Here is an 18,804-nt window from a genome sequence, read left to right as displayed (position 1 = left end):
TTTATACGCCCACATGAATAAAGCCTGTTAGCAAAATGCATTCAAAAGCTGTGAAACCGAAAAAGGTAATGAAATGAATATGCCTACACGACAACCCGACATGATGTCTGAACAATTAAGACAAACAACATGCCCATACTGCGGCGTAGGGTGTGGTGTAGATATCAGTTGCAACGTAAGCAAGCGTGCCGTAACCCTGGACACTGTTAAAGGCACGCCAGAGCATCCCGCCAATTATGGAAGATTGTGTGTTAAAGGAACAAACCTGCTTGAAACAAACGACCTAAGTGGACGTTTGCTTCACCCAACCATAGCAGGACAATCGGTGGATTGGGACACGGCCACCGATGTGATTGCGAATAAGATCACATCTACCATTGCGCATTATGGCGCGGATGCCGTTGCTTTTTATGTATCAGGACAGCTTCTCACTGAAGACTACTACATTGCCAATAAACTTATGAAAGGTTATATCGGCAGTGCCAATATTGATACCAACTCTCGACTTTGCATGTCATCAGCCGTAGCTGCTTATAAGCGCGCTTTTGGGGAAGACGTGGTGCCTTGTGATTACACCGACTTAGAGTGTACAGATTTATTAGTGATCACTGGCAGTAATACGGCGTGGGCCCACCCAGTACTTTTTCAGCGCATCCAGCGAGCAAAGCTAAAGAACCCAGCGATGAAGGTCATTGTTGTTGACCCACGCAAAACCGAAACTTGTACGATAGCCGACTTACATCTTCCTATAAAACCGGGTAGCGACGTTGCGTTGTTTAATGGCTTACTTAGCTATGCAGACGCACAAGGTAGAATAGATAGAAACACCGTCGAGACCTATGCCGACGGGCTTGATGAAGCACTTGAAAGTGCAAACACCCTAACGCTGGATGACGTGGCTAGCGTATGTGATATAGAAAAAAGCAAACTTAAGGCCTTTTTTGACGCATTCTGTGAAGCATCTAGTGCCATTACTTTTTATTCTATGGGCGTAAACCAGTCTTCTGCTGGTGTGGACAAAGCACAAGCTATTATCAACTGTCACTTAGCTATGGATTTAATTGCAAAAGACGGTTGTGGCCCGTTTTCTATTACTGGCCAGCCCAATGCAATGGGGGGGCGTGAAGTTGGTGGTTTGGCTAACATGCTAGCTGCCCACATGGACCTTGAAAACCCTGAGCATACCGAAGTAGTGAAGTCCTACTGGGATGCACCCGTTATGCCCAAAGGACAGGGTCTTAAAGCGGTAGACCTCTTTAACGCAATAGAAAGTGGCAAGGTAAAATTTGTTTGGATAATGGGGACTAACCCTGTTGTCAGTATGCCCAATCGAGGCCAAGTTGAGCGCGCTCTTTCAAAGTGTGAGATGGTCGTAGTGTCTGATATTGTTGAATCGAATGATACGCTCAACTATGCCCACGTTGCTCTTCCCGCTACGGGCTGGTCAGAAAAAGACGGCACGGTGACAAACTCAGAGCGCCGTATATCACGTCAGCGGGGTATATTACCCCCACCTGGAAGTGCAAAACACGATTGGCAAATCATGTGCGACGTGGCGGCTAAAATGGGGTTTGGCGAAGCATTTAACTTTACTCATCCGTCGCAAATATTCTGCGAATATGCTGGACTCACCGGCTTTCACAATAATGGTAAACGCCAGTTAGACCTGTCACCCTTACAAGCATTAAGTGAAGCCCAATACAATGGGCTATCGCCTTTGCAATGGCCTTTCCAAAACGTAAATAAAGGTGTAAATACGCCTACGTCTGATGCTAACTTTAAAGCAAATTCTAAACCTAGCCTCACCAGCAAACGTCCCTTTGAAGACAAGCAGTTTTCAACACCTAACGGTAAGGCTAAACTCATTCCGGTAACCTATAAAGAACCACTGCAGGTTACGTCAGATACTTACCCTTTTATAGTTAACAGCGGTCGAGCTCGAGATCAATGGCATACCATGACGCGCACGGGTAAAGCCGCAAAGTTACTCGCTCATATGCCGAGCGCCTCTGTTTACATAAACCCTAAAGACGCTGCAGAGCTAGGTGTTGCAAATAATGATCTTGTCTCTTTGACAAGTGCGGTGTGTAAAGATGCCCCAGTTATCTACCCGGTAAAAACGGATACGGATATGCGCCAAGGGGAAGTATTCATTCCCATACACTGGTCGGCGCAATGGGGTTCTCACAGTAAGCTAGGCGCACTTTACACAAGTGCGGTAGACCCAATTTCAGGACAACCCGAACTAAAACACGCTGCAGTGGCTATTGCACCTGTACGTTACGCTACGTATGGAAAACTCTTTTTATCACCAAAAATACAATCGGCACACGACTCAAAAAGCAACATTGATAACCCCAATATTGATAATCCCAGCATCGATAATCCCAGTATTGATAATCACGATACGCTAAAGAAAGTGTGTGATTACTGGAATAAAACACCGCTTGAGGGCAAAGGCGCTACATCAAAAGGAAGTAGTGTTGAAGAAGCCCTATCAGTGTTAAACGTAGCGTCGAACAAAAGCCGTCGTGAATTTACGCAAAGCTTGATACCACGGCTACCGCAAAACGCGGTGCTATTACAGTTTCATCATCACACTTTTTCGGTATGTCTCGCGCTTGTAGATGACATACTGTGCTTTGCCGCATTTTTAGGTGATGAGCCAGAAAAAACAGGCTTGGCTCATGTGACGGCATCTACAAAAAGCACTTGGTCAGTACCGAATGCGTGGCTTAGCAGTCTATTGAATACGGCGATTTCCATTGAGTCACAACGCAATTTATTACGAGGCCAAGTGGATGAAGCATTTTTAAATGGCGATGTAGTTTGCAGCTGTTTTGAAGTGCGTGAAAAGACAATTACAGATGCCATAACCAAAGGCTGTTCATCGGTAACCGAACTTGGTCAGCAGTTAAAGTGCGGCACTAACTGTGGTTCTTGCAAGCCCGCCTTGTCTGAGCTTATAGACAAGCATTTAGTTATAGAAACCCAATCTGTTTAGGAGCGTTAAATTATGTCAATTGCATCTAGTTGGTCTTTACCTTTTTTACGCACCTTATTCAAACCGCAGAAACCTTTGTTTAATCTTTTTTATCGCGATGCACCTTCGATTAAGACTTCAACCACTCGTAAGCGTAATGACAATTTCGAATCTTTAGCTAAGTATTCGTACCTAAATAAGTGGCTGAATACAGCAAACCTTGGCGATGAGCGTCAGAAGCAGGGCCAAGTATTTATTGTAGGCGCAGGTCCTGGCGATGCAGAGCTACTTACCTTAAAAGCGCTTCGCCTTTTACAGCAAGCCGATGTGGTATTGTTTGACGCACTTGTAAGCGAAGACATCCTTTCGCTCATTCCATCTAGCGTAGCGAAAGAGTACGTAGGAAAGCGCTGTAAAAAGCATAGCTTTACCCAAGACGCTATTTGCAAGCGGGTGGTTGAACTAGCCAGTTTGGGGCACACCGTGGTGCGACTAAAAGGTGGTGACCCAGCCTTGTTTGCGCGAACCTGCGAAGAAACTGATGCACTAACAAAAGCTAACATTCCTTTTGCTATTGTCCCTGGTATTACAGCGGCATCGGGCGTGTCTGCCTATACGGGTATTCCTCTTACCGACAGGCGCTGTGCCCAATCAGTGAGTTTTATGACTGCACATTTTAAAGATGCAGAACAATGGCCTGAAATGGCGCCGATGGCGCAGAATGTAGTAAAGCAAACCATGGTGGTTTATATGGGGCTAAGTCGCCTTGAGGGGCTTTGCAAAGGTTTGGTGCAGCACAAGGTGCCAAGTTCGTGGCCGATAGCGGCAATTGAAAATGCTACATCGCCTCAACAGCGCGTAATTACTGGTTCGCTTGCCGATATCCATGGCAAAGTAGAGGCTGCAAATTTCACTGGGCCCACGTTACTTATATTTGGAAAGGTGGTAGAGTCTCGTCAACAGGTAAATACACTTCTATTACATTCATCCGAGCATGCAGCAACCATTTAGCGAATACATAAAAATTATTGGTAAAGGCCAAAAAGGGGGGCGTAGCCTTACCCGTGATGAAGCTTATCATGCCATGAAAATGGTATTGGCCAATGAAGTGACCGGCGATCAACGGGGCGCATTTCTTATGTTACTTCGCACCCGTGAAGAAACACCAGAAGAAGTTATCGGTTTTGTTGATGCATGCCGAGAGCTGATTGAGCCAGAGGTTAAGACACTTACCCCAAGGTTAGATATTGGGTGTTATGCAGGAAAACGTCGCCAGCTTCCTTGGTATTTACTAGCGGTAGCCGTACTGGCTAAAAACGGTTATTCCATTATGCTACACGGTGCCCATGAGCCGGGTTCAGGGCGCCTTTATGCAAGCATAGCGCTACCTAAGTTAGGCCTTGTTGAGGTTACCAGTATCGCTGAGGCAAACCAGCAGCTTGCTGATAAAGGCGTAACCTACCTCGACCTATCATATTTATTGCCCGCGCTTGATACCATTATTAAGTTGCGCGAAGTGTTTGGGCTACGCTCTTGTGCCAACACGCTAGCCAGACTATTGAACCCCACTGGCGCAGAGTTTTGTGTGCAGGGGGTTTACCACATGCATCTTGATCATAAACATTGTCGCGTGAATGAAAATTACTCGTCGATTAACGCACTTTGTTTTCGCGGCGATGGTGGCGATCCTGAAGTGAATGGTGAAAGAGAAACCGAGCTGTTCATTACCAGAAACGGTGAAACCGAGGAAGTGATAATGCCCGTTCTGGCCGATAAATGGGCCCTTAAAGACAAAGACATGAATGTTAATGACATGCTGGACGTGTGGGCGGGTAAAACAAACAGCCTTTACGGTGAACAGGCTATTTTAAGTACGCTTTGCAGTTACCTAGTACTTCTTCAAAATTGTGATGTGGCAGAAGCCTTGTCTCAAGCCAAGGAGCTCTGGTTACAAAGGGACAAGAGTGCTCTGCCATTCTAACGGTCGATAAGTGTTTCTTGCCTTTAGGGCAAAGATTTCACATCTAGCCAGTAAACAAATCAGTACTCAAGCGTCACTTAGTCCAAGGTTGCATTGACTTAATCATTGCTATACTTGTTAATAATATTAACAATGTTTTATTTTGTGTTGCTATGCAAAGAATGCAATGGCTCGTGTTTTTAGTAAGTTTGTCGCTTTTATTTCGAGCGGGCTACGCAGTATCTGAAAATCAGAGTCAGGCAGAGCCCAAAAGAGTAACGCTTGTACTTACCGCCGATATGCCCAATATTGGCGATCCTCGAACAGGTCAATACGCCAACCTTCAAACACTGGTTTCAAGGGAACGGCAAAATAACGATACGGTATTTTTTGTATTCGGTGGCGGTTCAATTGGCCCTAGTGCTCTTTCATCTTTTGATCGTGGCTCTCATATAATAGATATTTTAAACACGCTCGAACCCGATGTGATGGGAGTCACGAAAAGAGAGTTCAGTTTTTACGAAGATGAGTTGTCGTTACGTTCTTATGAGGCCGCTTTCCCTCTGGTATCAAGTAACGTTATAGATAATCGGGTTGAGTATCCTCCAGATGGTTTAAGTAAATCTGTTATTATTGAAAAAGAGCAGGTTTCCCTAGGTGTAATCTCTGTGTTGCACCAACGAGTAATTGAAGAATATCAGCTGTCTGGTATATCTATCACGCCGCCTCAGAATATCATTATAGAGGAGTCTAAGCGGTTGCGACAGCAAGGCGCGGATATGATTCTTCTGCATTATTCCTACCCATTTTCTTTTGTCAGGCCCTTGTTAAACAAGGGTGTTATCGATGTGGCATTTATAACTGATAGTCGGCTTGATGAAGATGTTTTGCTTGAGACCACACGTCACCCAAACAGTATGGTACTTACCCGACAGGGGACGGCAATAGTGGCAAGCTTTGAACATGATTCGGATTGGGAAGCCATTTCTTATCTAGAACAGCCGCTTGAAGAGATACCAGCTGATAGTCGGGTGAGCGACCAGCTAAGTTCATACAAAGCTCGCTTAAACCGACTGCTAAATATCCAAATAGGGCAATGGGGTACGGATATTTCGACAACGCGAAATGCGGTAAGAAGCCAAGAAAATCCTTTCGCTAATCTTATCGTCGATACTATTAGGCACTATGCCGATGCAGATATTGCTTTGGTAAATGGCGGAAGTATTCGAGGCAATAAACAATACAGTGCGGGGACCCCTATTTCTAGACAAGATATTGTTACAGAAATACCTTTTCGCGCTCATGTCGTGACATTAGACATAACAGGGGAGCAAATTATTCAAGCGCTTGAAGAGGGGGTTTCTCAATATCAAAACCTTAAAGGAGGATTTCCTCACGTATCAGGAATGTCTTATAGTTTTGACCCTTCAGCAAAAGCACTCCATCGGGTAAAGAACGTCACCATTAATGGAAAGCCAATAGATAAATCAAGAAAATATACACTCGCTACAAGTAACTTTCTGGCCAATGGCGGTGACGGATTTCATGCGTTCAAAAATGCGGAAAAGTTAACGGCACTAACTATGCACCCACCCCAAATATCAAGATTGGTGGTGCAAGCAATCAGCAATCAGTACGTCATAGCACCTAAAGTTGAAAAGCGTATAGTAAATCTCGCTGAAGGCGTTGAATAATATGCGGCACAAAAAGAAGACCTTATACCTGTTCATCATTGCACAATGCAGCGTAATGGCTTTCTTTTTTCTTATCTTGGTGCTGTCATTATCTCGTCTAAATGATGCAAGGGAGGTACTAAATACCATTAGCTCCACTTCTATACCAACCCTTGGTAACGCCACTGAAATAAACCGAGAAGTTCAACACCTAATTGCACTTACGGCACGTTTAACTTTTTCTGAAAGCCAATCCGCCCGACGTATCACAAAAAAACAATTAGACGAGACCATTGAACGTCTCGCTTTTTCTAGTTTAGAGGTAGAACAAAATAATAAATACTACGAGACTCAATTAGACGTTCTCACTCTAGAATTGGAAGAGCTTAATGGGCTAGTACGCAAGCGCATTGAAGTAGAAAGTGAAGTGAGGGCAGAAAGTAACGTGCTGTTTACTTTCTTAAACGACATATTTGAGAGTAGCAAGAAGCAATATGAAGGTCTTCAATCTTCGAAAGCTCTGCTTCCTCTTGTATTACAAATCGCTCAAATTAATCAGCAATTCCAGTTACACCAATTAAGAAAGCTAGAGGGAGGCATTAAAAAAAGCATCGCCGAGCTTAGAAATTCACAGCTAGATATTAGCAGCAGTGAACTCGTTAATATGATGGAAGAGGGGGTGCTCGGGCAATCAGGCATGATAGAAAAGCAAGCCAATGTTATGCGTATTCGTGGCCGCTCAAGAGGACGTGGAAGTTTTGTTGAACACCTGGCGGAAGAATTGGCAACAAATATTGAGTTTGAAGCCTCATCAATAACTAAAGATGCTTCAATACATGCGTTAGATACAAACAAAGCGCTCTCAGAGCAAATAACCCTGTCGGTAACACTGTCGATAGTTGTGATGTGTATATGCTTTGCGATTATTTTTTATGTTTACAAGCGCATAATCCTGCGCTTGATCGCATTAACAAATTTAGTTGAAAAAAACAGTGAGGAAGTAGCAAAGTTTGAAGGCAGCGACGAAATTTCTCGATTGGCTAAAACTTTTGCACTGTATTTTAAAAGGGTAAAAAGCCAAGAAGCAGAGCTAATCCGCTTATCACTTAGCGACCCACTAACCTATATTCCCAATCGAAGGGCGTTTGAAATAGAAATGGAAAAAGCTATTGCAATATCAAAGCGTCAAAAGTGGCCTTTGACTATGATCATGCTCGACGTTGATAGCTTTAAGTTATATAACGACAATTATGGCCACACGAAAGGAGATGAGTGTTTAAAGGCCGTTGCTATGGAACTCAACAATGTAGTGGCTCGCAACACTGATTTTTGCGCCCGTTATGGCGGGGAGGAATTTGTGGCAATACTGCCTAATACCGATGAAAAAGGGGCTAGATTTAAAGCGCAGGAAATAAGAAACGCCATCGAAGCATTAGATATAGCGCACGGCAAGAGCCCTGTTTCATCAGTAATTACTGCAAGCCTCGGAGTTGCGACCGCTGACTTCGCCTGTCAGCAAGAGTGGTCGCTAACCACAATCTTAAATATCGCTGATAAGGCGTTATATGAAGCAAAGTCTAGTGGCCGTAATTGCTGTGTTTATGCGAGGCTTACGTAACCAAAAAACCTTCAGGGCCTATGCTCTCGCGTCTTTAGCCATTTATTCACTGCCTTGAAGCAAGGCTTCAATTATATTTTTGTTATACGCCAAAAATTACATTTCCTCTGCTATCTTTAATCAAAATGATGAAAAATTAGTCCATCTTAAAAGACATTACTTGTCATTATTTTGGATGGCTAGCGGCCTCTTGTGTGCAAATAAAATCGCTGTGAGTAATAGGGGCGAAGAAAGAGAAAACCTTAGTTGGTCAGGAGCACTGAATGTTTTTCAAAGATAAAAAATTGATTGCCGAGAACGCGTGTTTAAAAAAGGAAATTAAGGCATATCACACAGTTCAGGATGAACTTCGCGAGGAAATGCTTTTTATAGAGTTAAACCCCGACGGCAGAATCAATGCTATTAATGACTTATGCTCCCAGGCTACCGGCTACTCGTCCGGTGAGTTAGAAGGTAAATCTCTCGAAACTATGTTGAGCTCAACCACGCTCCGAAAACCTGCTGCACAAGATATGCTCGGCGCAATAAAAACGCATCGCGATTGGCATGGCGCAGTCAGTTTTCTGGATGCGAAAGGACAAGAAATGTGGGTGCGCGGTATAGTGCAGCCTGTAGATGATGCTCACGGTAATGTGAGATATATCGCCTTCTACATGGCAGAGCAAACGCGGAACATCACCCATAGCAATGAACTGCGCGATATGATTGCTGCGCTTCACCGCTCATCTGCTGTCATTGAATTCAAGTTAGACGGGACGATAATAACTGCGAATGACAATTTTCTTCAAGGTATGGGGTACACCTTGGAGCAGATAGAAGGTCAGCACCACAGAATATTCTGTACCGAGCAAGAAGCTAATTCAGAGGAATATAAACACTTTTGGCGCGACTTAGCGGAAGGCAAGTTAGCGTCAGGTAGGTTTAAGCGAATAGATAGTAGGGGCAATGAAGTTTGGTTAGAAGCCTCGTATAACCCAATTAGAAATGAAGATGGAAACCTTTATAAAGTCGTTAAGTTTGCCACCGTTATTACTGAGCAAATGCAGCGTGAATTTGCTATTTCCGAGGCGGCCAACGTGGCGTTTAATATCTCGCAAGAGACGGGGGAGCAGGCGCGCAAAGGTAATGAAGTGCTTAATGCAACTATGAGAGCAATGAATGAACTTACTACGCAGATGGGCAGTGCGAGTGAAGGCATTAAAGACCTCGACGAGCAATCTCAAAAAGTTGCCGATTTGGTTAAAAGTATTAGTGGAATAGCCGACCAAACCAATTTACTTGCGCTGAACGCTGCGATTGAAGCCGCTCGCGCGGGTGACCAGGGTAGAGGGTTTGCTGTGGTTGCAGACGAAGTAAGGCAGTTAGCTTCTCGGACAAGTAGTGCAACCGAGGAAATTGTTAACGTAGTTGTTGAGAATAGAAAACTTACTGAAAATGCCGTTCAACTGATAGAGGCGGGGCAAGAAAAAGCCCGCGATGCGTTGGAGTATTCAACACAATCAGGTAGTGCGATGGAAGAGATTCAAAACGGCGCCAACGAGGTGGTTAATGCCATAGGGCAATTTACTAAACGGCTCTAGACCAGGGCGTCTATCACTTATGTAATCGCAATTATTGTTTCTATCTAGTTCAATCGTGGTGCTTATTTACTCGCACCATGGTTGAACAGCCCACCCTTTTTGGTGCGTAAACACTTCTTTATTCGCAGATTATATAACTAAAAATTTTAATAATTCTTTACTAATCAGGTGCTTATATTTTTGGCACGTTGGCTGCTATCTAATACGTGCAAAACACAGTTGCCATATAAGGCAACAGGTGCAACACAGTGCTATAGCACTGTGAAAGCACAACATTTTCCATAATGTGAATAAGAAAAATTATTAGGAATCAGTGGAGAGTAGTAAGGAAGCTCCAACTTCTCCTGCATTTATGGCAAATGATAATAACAATAAAAAAAGATGGTTTTATTAAGCTAAAGCTTTTATATAACCTCCCTTTAAGATGAGGTGTGTGAGCGGGAATTCCTGACTTACCAATAACAACTTGATGCGTTAGTAATTACTCCGATGTTACTAACACGGCAACGAAGCCCACCGTGCTAGACATGTAAATGTCTATAGTCGGTGGGTTTTTTTTTGGCTACGAGGAACACGTATGACTGGGTTAAAGACAACATCATTACTAAAACGCTTTAGAACGGTGGGCGCAAGCGTTTGTGCTGCACTTGTCGTCTCTGTAGCAACATTTTCAACATCAGTTTCAGCACAAGCCCCCGCAGTTGGGTGGCCTGAAAAAGAAGAGCTGAAGTTTGGTTTTATTAAACTGACGGATATGGCGCCGCTTGCTGTGGCGTATGAGAAAGGCTTTTTCGAAGATGAAGGGCTTTACGTTACATTAGAAGCGCAAGCTAACTGGAAAGTGCTGCTAGACAGGGTTATTGATGGTCAGCTAGATGGTGCTCACATGCTCGCTGGCCAGCCTCTTGGTGCGACTATTGGCTTTGGTACCGAATCTCATGTAGTTACTGCGTTTAGCATGGACCTAAACGGCAATGGTATTACTGTATCAAATGAGATTTGGGAGAAAATGAAGGCGCACATTCCACAGGAAGATGGCAAGCCTGTACACCCAATCAAAGCTGATTATCTTAAACCGGTGGTAGATGAATACCGCAACGCTGGAAAACCTTTCAACATGGGCATGGTATTTCCTGTATCTACCCACAACTACGAGCTGCGTTATTGGCTAGCAGCCGGCGGCATTCACCCAGGCTATTACGCGCCTCACAAGGGTGATACTGCAGGCCAAATCGATGCACAAGCGCTATTGTCTGTAACGCCACCACCACAAATGCCAGCGACCATGGAAGCGGGCACTATTTATGGCTATTGCGTAGGTGAGCCATGGAACCAGCAAGCGGTATTTAAAGGTATCGGTGTACCCGTAATTACCGATTATGAAATCTGGAAAAACAACCCAGAAAAAGTATTTGGCGTAAGCCAAGGCTGGGCTGAAAAGTACCCTAATACTCACATCCGTGTGGTTAAAGCATTGATTCGAGCAGCAATGTGGCTGGATGAAAATGACAATGCTAACCGCCCTGAAGCAGTAAAAATTCTTGCTAAGAGCAACTACGTTGGCGCAGACGAAGATGTACTAGCTAACAGCATGACAGGCACCTTCGAATACGAAAAAGGCGATAAGCGTGATGTGCCAGACTTCAATGTGTTCTTCCGCTACAACGCGACTTATCCGTACTACAGTGATGCTATTTGGTACCTCACACAAATGCGTCGCTGGGGCCAAATTTCAGAAGCTAAGTCTGACGATTGGTACAAAGAAACGGCCAAAAAAGTCTACAAGCCAGAAGTTTATGCCCAAGCTGCAAAAGCGCTTATCGCTGAGGGTAAAGCAAAGGCATCTGATTTCCCTGAGTTTGGAACGGAAACAGGTTATAAGCCGCCTCAGAGCGAGTTTATTGATGGCGTAACGTTTGATGGAAGCAAGCCTAACGCTTACTTAGAGCAATTTAATATTGGTCTCAAAGGCGACACTGTTCTGTAAGTGTCTCGTAAAGTTGCCTCGTCGACCCTCAGGTGAGACGGGGCATTCAAAGCGCAATAGCGCACATTAAATATCAGGAGCAAGCAATGAGCAAGATGACAACCATTCTTCGCCTTCCATCATCGCCGTCAAACGCGAACTCTTTATGGAGTCGTTTATATCAATCCACACCTGCGTTGTTGCTGCCTGTAATCGGCTTGCTGATGTTTCTGGCCATTTGGAATGGAGTCGCAAAGAGTATCGATACATCGTTAGGCCAATTCCCAGGCCCTGCGCAAGTTTTTGAGCAAGCGGGTGCTTTAATAGACGAGCATGTTGCCCAGCGTGAAAAGGCAGATGCCTTCTATCAACGCCAAGAAGAACGAAATGCAGCTCGTGTGGCGCAAGACCCTACTTACGAGCCAAAGATACGAGACTTTACCGGTGCACCCACTTTCTTCGATCAAATTTGGACCAGCCTTTACACGGTTATGGTTGGATTCTTTATTGCATCAGTAGTCGCAGTCCCATTAGGAATTTTGTGTGGTTTAAGTAAATCAGCCTACACGGCTATAAACCCGCTTATTCAATTATTCAAACCCGTTTCGCCACTAGCATGGTTACCACTAGTTACTATGGTAGTAAGTGCGCTATATGTCAGTGAAGACCCGGCGTTCTCAAAGTCGTTTGTTACTTCTGCCTTCACGGTCTCGCTTTGCTGCCTATGGCCAACCCTTATTAACACAGCGGTAGGGGTGTCAAACATTGAAAAAGATCTTATCAACGTGAGTAAAGTGCTGCGTCTTACGCCTTTTGCTCACCTTACGAAAATAGTACTGCCATCTTCAATTCCAATGATTTTCACTGGGCTTCGATTATCGCTTGGTATCGGTTGGATGGTGCTTATAGCAGCAGAAATGCTTGCCCAAAATCCAGGGTTAGGAAAGTTTGTCTGGGATGAGTTTCAAAACGGGAGCTCAGAATCCTTAGCCCGAATAATGGTGGCAGTATTAACTATCGGAGTAATCGGCTTCGTACTGGACCGTTTAATGTTGTCAATTCAGCGCGCGGTAAGCTGGGATAAGTCGAGCATATTACGCTAATTTTGAGGAGAAATTTATGCACACTAAACACTTAGAGTTAGAGCAGGTAGGTATCGACTTCCCAACACCCAAAGGGCCATTTACTGCGCTTCAAGATGTAAATCTTAAAATTAGCAAAGGTGAATTTGTTTCATTGATTGGCCACTCTGGCTGCGGAAAATCAACAGTGCTCAACATTATCGCGGGTTTACACCAAGCGACGTCAGGAGGCGTTATATTAGATGGCGCTGAGGTTAAGCAGCCGGGTCCAGAACGCGCTGTAGTATTTCAAAACCACTCTTTATTGCCTTGGCTTACCGTATATAAGAACGTTGAGCTTGCAGTGAAATCGACCATGCGAGGCAAGAGTAAAGGCGAAATGCGCGATTGGATCATGCACAACTTAGAGCTTGTACACATGACTCACGCACTCGACAAACTGCCAAGTGAGATCTCAGGGGGTATGAAACAACGAGTAGGTATTGCCCGTGCATTGGCAATGGAGCCTAAAGTGTTATTGATGGACGAACCGTTCGGCGCGCTAGACGCATTAACCCGTGCACACCTTCAAGACTCTTTAATGGAAATACATGCTGATTTGGGTAACACCGTTATCATGATTACCCATGATGTGGATGAAGCTGTTTTGCTATCTGATCGCATCGTAATGATGAACAATGGGCCCGCCGCTACCATCGGTGAAATTCTAGATATTGAGTTGCCTCGCCCGCGTGACCGATTGGCGTTGGCAGACAACAAACAATATAACCACTACCGACATGAGGTATTAACCTTCCTTTACGATAAGCAGAAAAAGGTTGAAACCGTTACTACACGTACTACCAACGGAACATCAAAACCCAGCGGGGTGACATCTGAAAAAAAAGACACTAAAAAATCAGATGCTGCCTAGCACTATCGGCATCTGATAAGGGCGGTAGCTTTACCGCCTACAACGTATAACTTTCACTTTTTAACCGGCATTTCCATGCTGGCTGGGTAAGTGTCGACTAATAAAAAGCAAAACGAAAACCGATAGGGAACACGCATGAACACGTTTCAAAAACTAAGCATTAATATGTTAGCCGCCTCTGTTATGGCAGTTTTAGGTGGCAGCGCAATGGCAGCTGATATTCATAGTGCGCTGAGTGATTCAAAGGCATGGGCTGACCTGAATTTGCGTTATGAGGCTGTAGATCAAGACAACGCGCTAGAAGATGCAAGCGCGCTGACCTTACGTACCCGTTTAGGCTTTAGCTCTGGAAGTGTTAATGGTTTCTCATTTACCGCCGAGGTTGAAGACAGCCGCATAGTAATGGGGCAGGACGAGTTTACCGTAGGGCCTACGGGCTTTAATGTAGGTGAATACTCGGTCATTGCTGACCCTGAAACAACGGAAGTTGACCAAGCTTTTATTCAATATAAAACCGATAAGTTCACTGCCAAAGTAGGTCGCCAGGTGATTACGCTAGATGATCACAGATTTGTTGGCCACGTTGGCTGGAGACAAGACCGTCAGACCTTCGACGCCGTTAGTGCTAAATATGCGGCATCGGACAATCTAGAGCTTTTCTATAGCTATTTGTACAAGCGCAACCGTATCTTCGCAGAGGCCGCTGATCTTGATTCAAAAGACCACATCCTTCACGCTACTTATAAGTCGAAAATCGGTAAGTTTGTGGCCTACGCGTATTTATTAGAAGTAGATAATGATACAGACAATGCACTAGATACATATGGCGTAAGCTATGACGGAAAGATGAAAGGTGACAGCATAAATTGGGCTTATGGCGCTGAGTTTGCTACGCAATCGAGCGAAGCAGGCGCAGGAGAAACAGCCACTGATTTCGACGCGTCATACCTAAACGCTTACTTAGCTGCAACGTTTTCTGGCGTAACCGCTAAAGTCGATTATGAAGTGCTGGGTTCAGATGATGGGCTGTATGGATTTGCGACGCCTCTTGCTACCCTACACAAGTTCAACGGTTGGACCGATCAGTTTTTGGGTACGCCAGCACAAGGCTTACAAGACCTTAAGTTTTCACTTTCGGGTGCCCTAGCCGGTGGTAAGTGGCTTTTGGCTTATCATGATTTCAGCGCTGACGACAGCAGCAATGGCGTTGATGACTTGGGTAGCGAATTCAATGTTCAATACACCAAGAAGTTTTCTGGTAAGTATAATTTCGGCATCAAGTACGGAACTTACGACGCGGGCGATATAAAAGTGGATGCTAATCGCTTTTGGATGTGGGTTGGCACACGTTTTTAATTGCTACGCGAATTAACTCTTAGAGCTAGCATTGTGATATAGCTCCACCAAACTTTGATTGGCTAAGTTGTTATTGACTTAGCCAGCCTTTGTCAACGGCTATATCTAGCTGCTGCATAACATAGTCCCACAGCGCAGGCGCACAAGATTTTAAATGTGCATTTCGCGACTCGATTTTCTCTCTTGCAATACCGTGGCGCTTCCAGCTTCCACCATTGTCTTTCATATTTTGGAAAACAGGAAGTACTCGGTCCATGGCTTTAGCAAATTCTGCATCGGCGGTTTCTGCGGCTTCAAACTCAAGCCATAAATTGAGCAGTTCGTTATCCAGTGGGCGTGGCAATAAACCAAAAATGCGCTTAGCGGCCGCGAGTTCCTTTTCAGCTTGTGCGTCATGGTCGGCTTGCTGGTTAAACGCAAACATATCACCAGCGTCAATTTCTACGATATCGTGAATAAGGATCATGCGAATAACGCGGGTGATATCAATTGGCTTGGCTGCATATTCACTCAACATGTTTGCCATTAATGCGACATGCCAGCTGTGCTCTGCGGAGTTTTCTTGACGATAATCATCACTTGGAAGCGTAATTTGGCGCTTAACCGCTTTAAGTTGATCAAGTTCACAAATGAATTCGGCAAAATCACTAACATCATGCATGTGAAAAGACTCCTGGGCGTAAAAATGGGCGCCTTAGCGCCCATTTAATTGTTTAGGGTAAATGTGAAGCGTAATTGCTAAAAAGCAGCAATCACTTTTGTTCTGATAACCACACGATAAGATCGGCGATGTCATCAAAGGTCATATCAGAGGTAAAGGTTGGCTGATATTTACCGTTGATAATAAAGCTAGGCACACCTGTTAGGTGCTCACGGTACTCATCGATTTGCTGTTGGTTTTTGCGCACCATGCTATTAACGCCGAAGCTTTTCGCCATTTTATCAAATTCTGCACCGTCGACGCCGTTAACAACAAAGATGTTGCGAAGGTCTTTCAACCCTGTGATAGACGCGCGCTGTTTATGAATATAGTTAAAGATAGCACCGTTCATTGCATCTTCTTGCTTCATTGCACGTGCAATAAGCATGGCTTTGGTAGCATCGTCCTGAACTTCAGGGCCGGTAAAGCGCATAAAGTTTACGTGAACTTTATTGAACTTAGTGCCGTCGCTTTTCTTTTCTTTAATTTGTGCAACGATTGGCTCAAATTGGAAGCAGTGAGGGCACCAAAATGAGAAGTACTCAGTAATGACGGGTTTATCTGTGGCTTCTTTATCAAGCACCTTATAGTGCGTGCCTTCTTTCCATTTAGATGCCGGCTCTTGAGCGCAAGCTGTTAGAGGCAAAAGCATTGCCATGACAAACATTACTGCAAACTTTTTCATGGATTATGATCCTGTGTTAAAAAAACGATTATCAAAGTTGAGATTATCACAGCCTTATTCGCTTAACTAGGACCAGATTCCCAACAAAGTCTTAGTAAGCGATTAACAATGCGTGCGATGGGATAAGCGGTTGTAGCAAAATAAACCTCTCACTATGAATCGAGTATGAATGGCATTAACAGATACAGCTAAAGTATGAGGGAGAAAGAGTGTGCGGAAGCCTAAGTCAGCGGTAAAGACGGGGGATAATGATTAAAAGCAACACCTTCAATAATTAAATAGACGAAAAATTATTGAACGAAAAGCGGCTACACCAAGGTATAGCCGAATAGATTACTAGCCTAAGCCTAAATTAACTACATAATGTAATTAACTGCTAACAGTGCGCGACGTTCCTGTCCAGCATAGCCCACAATGTCTTCGTAGTCGGTATCAAATGCATTATCTACTCTAAAAGAAACTTGCCACTGCGTATCAATTTGATAGTTCAGGTTCACCGTAGCAAGAGTATAAGCTGAAAGTGCCAACGTTTGCGAAGGCTCAGGGAATGGAGGGAAGAAGGTGTCGAAACGGCTTCCAGTATAAGCAAGCTTGGTATAGAAACTGAACTTATCTGTTCCAAAGTCAGTGGTATAAGTAAGTGAACCTTGATGACGGGCACGACGTAACTCATTGGTTGTTATGCCACTGTCGGTTTGTTCCGAATCTAAATAGCTGTACGCTGCCCTTAAATCGCCATAGCCACTGTCCCAGTTTAGCTCTACATCGATGCCTTCCCGAGAACTTTCACCATCAATGTTATCTGCACTGAACGCACCTAAATCGGATACGAAAACGAAACCATTTATTTCGTCTTCAAGATCAGCAGTGTAAGCGCTGATTTGACCAGATAATGATTTCCAATTAGCTTTAATACCCACTTCCCATTCTTCACTGGTTTCAGGATCTAGGTTGGAGTTTCCAATAAAGCTTGCTGGGAAATAACCAAAGCGTTCGGTGAAGGTAGGTGTTTTAACGGCTTTACCATAGCTTGTGAAAACAGCGTAGTGGTCGTTAAGTTGCCATGTGAGACCGCCGCGATAGCTTACGGCATTGTCGAACTCACTATTATTGTCGAACCTTGCGCTTAATGTTGCGGTTAGCGACTCGGTTAACTGACTGTTTGCTTCTGCAAATACGCTGTAAGTGTTGTCGTGTTGTTTTTGATTAGGATCGCCAAATACAATAGGGCCGCGCTGGGTAAAAAGACGCTGCAAATATTCAACACCGCCTGCAAAATCCCAATTGTCGACGGTATAGAATCCTGTCCAGTTTAGCTCTATGCGCTCACCGGTAGTGCCGCCTGTGTCCGCGCCTGACTCAGTGTTGTCGTTCTCGTCTTTGCGATAGTGTGCACTCAGCGCTGAGCGATAGCCTGTGTTTTCAGGGGCAAATTCCCATTTTAATTTTGCATTAATTTGCGTGCCATCTGTTACGTTGTCTGTATCAGCGGGAAGGCCGGTTGTCACAAAGTCAGTGCCGTCGTAGTCGTTTTCGTAATGAACTGTGCGAAGGTTAGCAATTAACGTATGCTCAGACGTTACTGCATAATTAAGATTAATGCCTGCCGTCATGTTGTCGTAGCCATCATCTTCGCTACCTACACGAGATACGTTGTCACCGTCAGTACGTATGTAGCTGGCGTATGCAGAAATTCCTACGTTATCACTTTGCGAGCGCGCGTTCATACTGCCCTGCAACGTACCTTGTGTACCAACGCCTGCGGAAAAATCTACGTGGGATATATTGTCGGCAAACTGGCCTGATTTTGTCGTAATGCTTAGTACGCCACCAATTGCACCGCTTCCCCACCTTGCACTTTGCGGGCCGCGAAGTAGCTCAATACGCACTACGTTGGCGCTAGTTAAGTGAGCAAGGTCAACAAGACTTCCTTGGCCTACATCATTGGCAACAACGCCATCAATTAAAACAAGCAGATGGTTGGTTTCACCGCCGCGCACGCGAAGCTCGGTTAAACCACCGGGGCTGCCTGACTGGGACAAGCTGACGCCAGGTAAGCCGCGAATAAGGTCGGTAAGTTGAAGTGCGCCCGATGCTTTAATGTCGCTTTCAGTCAGCACCGATACTGAGCCAGGCAGTTTAGTTAGCGAAATAGGTAAACGGGTGCCGGTGACGGTTAGCGTTTCAATATCTTGGTTAGAAGTTTGCGCGAATGCAGGTGTGCTTAAGCACGAAATAACTGCAGCGCTAAGGGCTGCTTTAGTAAAATGTGTACGCATGGTTTTTAT

13 protein-coding genes are annotated in these 18,804 nt (G+C 44.6%); 10 read left to right on the top strand and 3 right to left on the bottom strand.

Going from position 1 to position 18,804, the window contains the following annotated elements; all coding sequences use genetic code 11:
* The first annotated feature begins 73 nt into the window (after window positions 1-73).
* From V7R55_RS08725 to V7R55_RS08680, 10 genes are all read left to right on the top strand, one after another.
* A complete protein-coding gene (locus V7R55_RS08725) occupies window positions 74-3,004 on the top strand; it encodes a nitrate reductase (protein WP_334059136.1) in 2,931 nt (976 codons plus the stop codon).
* A gap of 12 nt (window positions 3,005-3,016) precedes the next feature.
* On the top strand, window positions 3,017-3,994 hold the full coding sequence (gene cobA, locus V7R55_RS08720) for a uroporphyrinogen-III C-methyltransferase (protein WP_334059135.1): 978 nt from the start codon (window positions 3,017-3,019) through the stop codon (window positions 3,992-3,994).
* Window positions 3,978-4,964: a glycosyl transferase family protein gene (locus tag V7R55_RS08715; RefSeq protein WP_334059134.1), complete on the top strand. Its 987-nt coding sequence runs from the start codon at window positions 3,978-3,980 to the stop codon at window positions 4,962-4,964. The genes cobA and V7R55_RS08715 overlap by 17 nt, the downstream gene beginning before the upstream one ends.
* A 152-nt stretch (window positions 4,965-5,116) precedes the next feature.
* Window positions 5,117-6,637 (top strand): bifunctional metallophosphatase/5'-nucleotidase, encoded by a 1,521-nt coding sequence (locus V7R55_RS08710; RefSeq protein ID WP_334059133.1) that lies wholly within the window; start codon window positions 5,117-5,119, stop codon window positions 6,635-6,637.
* A 1-nt stretch (window position 6,638) separates the two neighbouring features.
* A complete protein-coding gene (locus V7R55_RS08705; RefSeq protein ID WP_334059132.1) occupies window positions 6,639-8,234 on the top strand; it encodes a GGDEF domain-containing protein in 1,596 nt (531 codons plus the stop codon).
* A 263-nt stretch (window positions 8,235-8,497) separates the two neighbouring features.
* Window positions 8,498-9,814 (top strand): methyl-accepting chemotaxis protein, encoded by a 1,317-nt coding sequence (locus tag V7R55_RS08700; RefSeq protein ID WP_334059131.1) that lies wholly within the window; start codon window positions 8,498-8,500, stop codon window positions 9,812-9,814.
* Window positions 9,815-10,391: 577 nt separating this feature from the next.
* Window positions 10,392-11,801 carry a CmpA/NrtA family ABC transporter substrate-binding protein gene (locus V7R55_RS08695; RefSeq protein WP_334059130.1) on the top strand — a complete coding sequence of 470 codons (1,410 nt, stop codon included), beginning with the start codon at window positions 10,392-10,394 and terminating at the stop codon, window positions 11,799-11,801.
* Window positions 11,802-11,887: 86 nt separating this feature from the next.
* Window positions 11,888-12,883 (top strand): ABC transporter permease, encoded by a 996-nt coding sequence (locus tag V7R55_RS08690; RefSeq protein ID WP_334059129.1) that lies wholly within the window; start codon window positions 11,888-11,890, stop codon window positions 12,881-12,883.
* Between the two features lie 16 nt (window positions 12,884-12,899).
* Entirely contained in the window at window positions 12,900-13,775 is an 876-nt protein-coding gene (locus V7R55_RS08685; protein WP_334059128.1) for an ABC transporter ATP-binding protein, read from the top strand.
* Window positions 13,776-13,910: 135 nt separating this feature from the next.
* A complete protein-coding gene (locus tag V7R55_RS08680) occupies window positions 13,911-15,131 on the top strand; it encodes an alginate export family protein (protein ID WP_334059127.1) in 1,221 nt (406 codons plus the stop codon).
* Between the two features lie 70 nt (window positions 15,132-15,201).
* On the opposite strand, the gene V7R55_RS08675 is transcribed toward V7R55_RS08680, so the two are convergent.
* From V7R55_RS08675 to V7R55_RS08665, 3 genes are all read right to left on the bottom strand, one after another.
* Window positions 15,202-15,792, bottom strand: a complete 591-nt coding sequence (locus V7R55_RS08675; protein ID WP_334059126.1) for an HD domain-containing protein — start codon at window positions 15,790-15,792, stop codon at window positions 15,202-15,204.
* Between the two features lie 91 nt (window positions 15,793-15,883).
* Entirely contained in the window at window positions 15,884-16,516 is a 633-nt protein-coding gene (locus tag V7R55_RS08670; RefSeq protein WP_334059125.1) for a thiol:disulfide interchange protein DsbA/DsbL, read from the bottom strand.
* A gap of 356 nt (window positions 16,517-16,872) precedes the next feature.
* Window positions 16,873-18,795 carry a TonB-dependent receptor plug domain-containing protein gene (locus tag V7R55_RS08665; protein WP_334059124.1) on the bottom strand — a complete coding sequence of 641 codons (1,923 nt, stop codon included), beginning with the start codon at window positions 18,793-18,795 and terminating at the stop codon, window positions 16,873-16,875.
* Between the last annotated feature and the right edge of the window lie 9 nt (window positions 18,796-18,804).

Source organism: Alteromonas sp. S005, from assembly GCF_036864475.1.
GTDB lineage: Bacteria > Pseudomonadota > Gammaproteobacteria > Enterobacterales > Alteromonadaceae > Alteromonas.
Note: the sequence above shows the minus strand (reverse complement) of the source record. Positions and strands in the feature narration are given on the sequence as shown.

What these genes read in the sequence shown, in the direction of transcription:
- V7R55_RS08725 (WP_334059136.1), top strand. Translation starts at nt 74, where the DNA reads ATGAATATGCCTACACGACAACCCGACATGATGTCTGAACAATTAAGA.
- cobA (WP_334059135.1), top strand. Translation starts at nt 3,017, where the DNA reads ATGTCAATTGCATCTAGTTGGTCTTTACCTTTTTTACGCACCTTATTC.
- V7R55_RS08715 (WP_334059134.1), top strand. Translation starts at nt 3,978, where the DNA reads ATGCAGCAACCATTTAGCGAATACATAAAAATTATTGGTAAAGGCCAA.
- V7R55_RS08710 (WP_334059133.1), top strand. Translation starts at nt 5,117, where the DNA reads ATGCAAAGAATGCAATGGCTCGTGTTTTTAGTAAGTTTGTCGCTTTTA.
- V7R55_RS08705 (WP_334059132.1), top strand. Translation starts at nt 6,639, where the DNA reads ATGCGGCACAAAAAGAAGACCTTATACCTGTTCATCATTGCACAATGC.
- V7R55_RS08700 (WP_334059131.1), top strand. Translation starts at nt 8,498, where the DNA reads ATGTTTTTCAAAGATAAAAAATTGATTGCCGAGAACGCGTGTTTAAAA.
- V7R55_RS08695 (WP_334059130.1), top strand. Translation starts at nt 10,392, where the DNA reads ATGACTGGGTTAAAGACAACATCATTACTAAAACGCTTTAGAACGGTG.
- V7R55_RS08690 (WP_334059129.1), top strand. Translation starts at nt 11,888, where the DNA reads ATGAGCAAGATGACAACCATTCTTCGCCTTCCATCATCGCCGTCAAAC.
- V7R55_RS08685 (WP_334059128.1), top strand. Translation starts at nt 12,900, where the DNA reads ATGCACACTAAACACTTAGAGTTAGAGCAGGTAGGTATCGACTTCCCA.
- V7R55_RS08680 (WP_334059127.1), top strand. Translation starts at nt 13,911, where the DNA reads ATGAACACGTTTCAAAAACTAAGCATTAATATGTTAGCCGCCTCTGTT.
- V7R55_RS08675 (WP_334059126.1), bottom strand. Translation starts at nt 15,792, where the DNA reads ATGCATGATGTTAGTGATTTTGCCGAATTCATTTGTGAACTTGATCAA.
- V7R55_RS08670 (WP_334059125.1), bottom strand. Translation starts at nt 16,516, where the DNA reads ATGAAAAAGTTTGCAGTAATGTTTGTCATGGCAATGCTTTTGCCTCTA.
- V7R55_RS08665 (WP_334059124.1), bottom strand. Translation starts at nt 18,795, where the DNA reads ATGCGTACACATTTTACTAAAGCAGCCCTTAGCGCTGCAGTTATTTCG.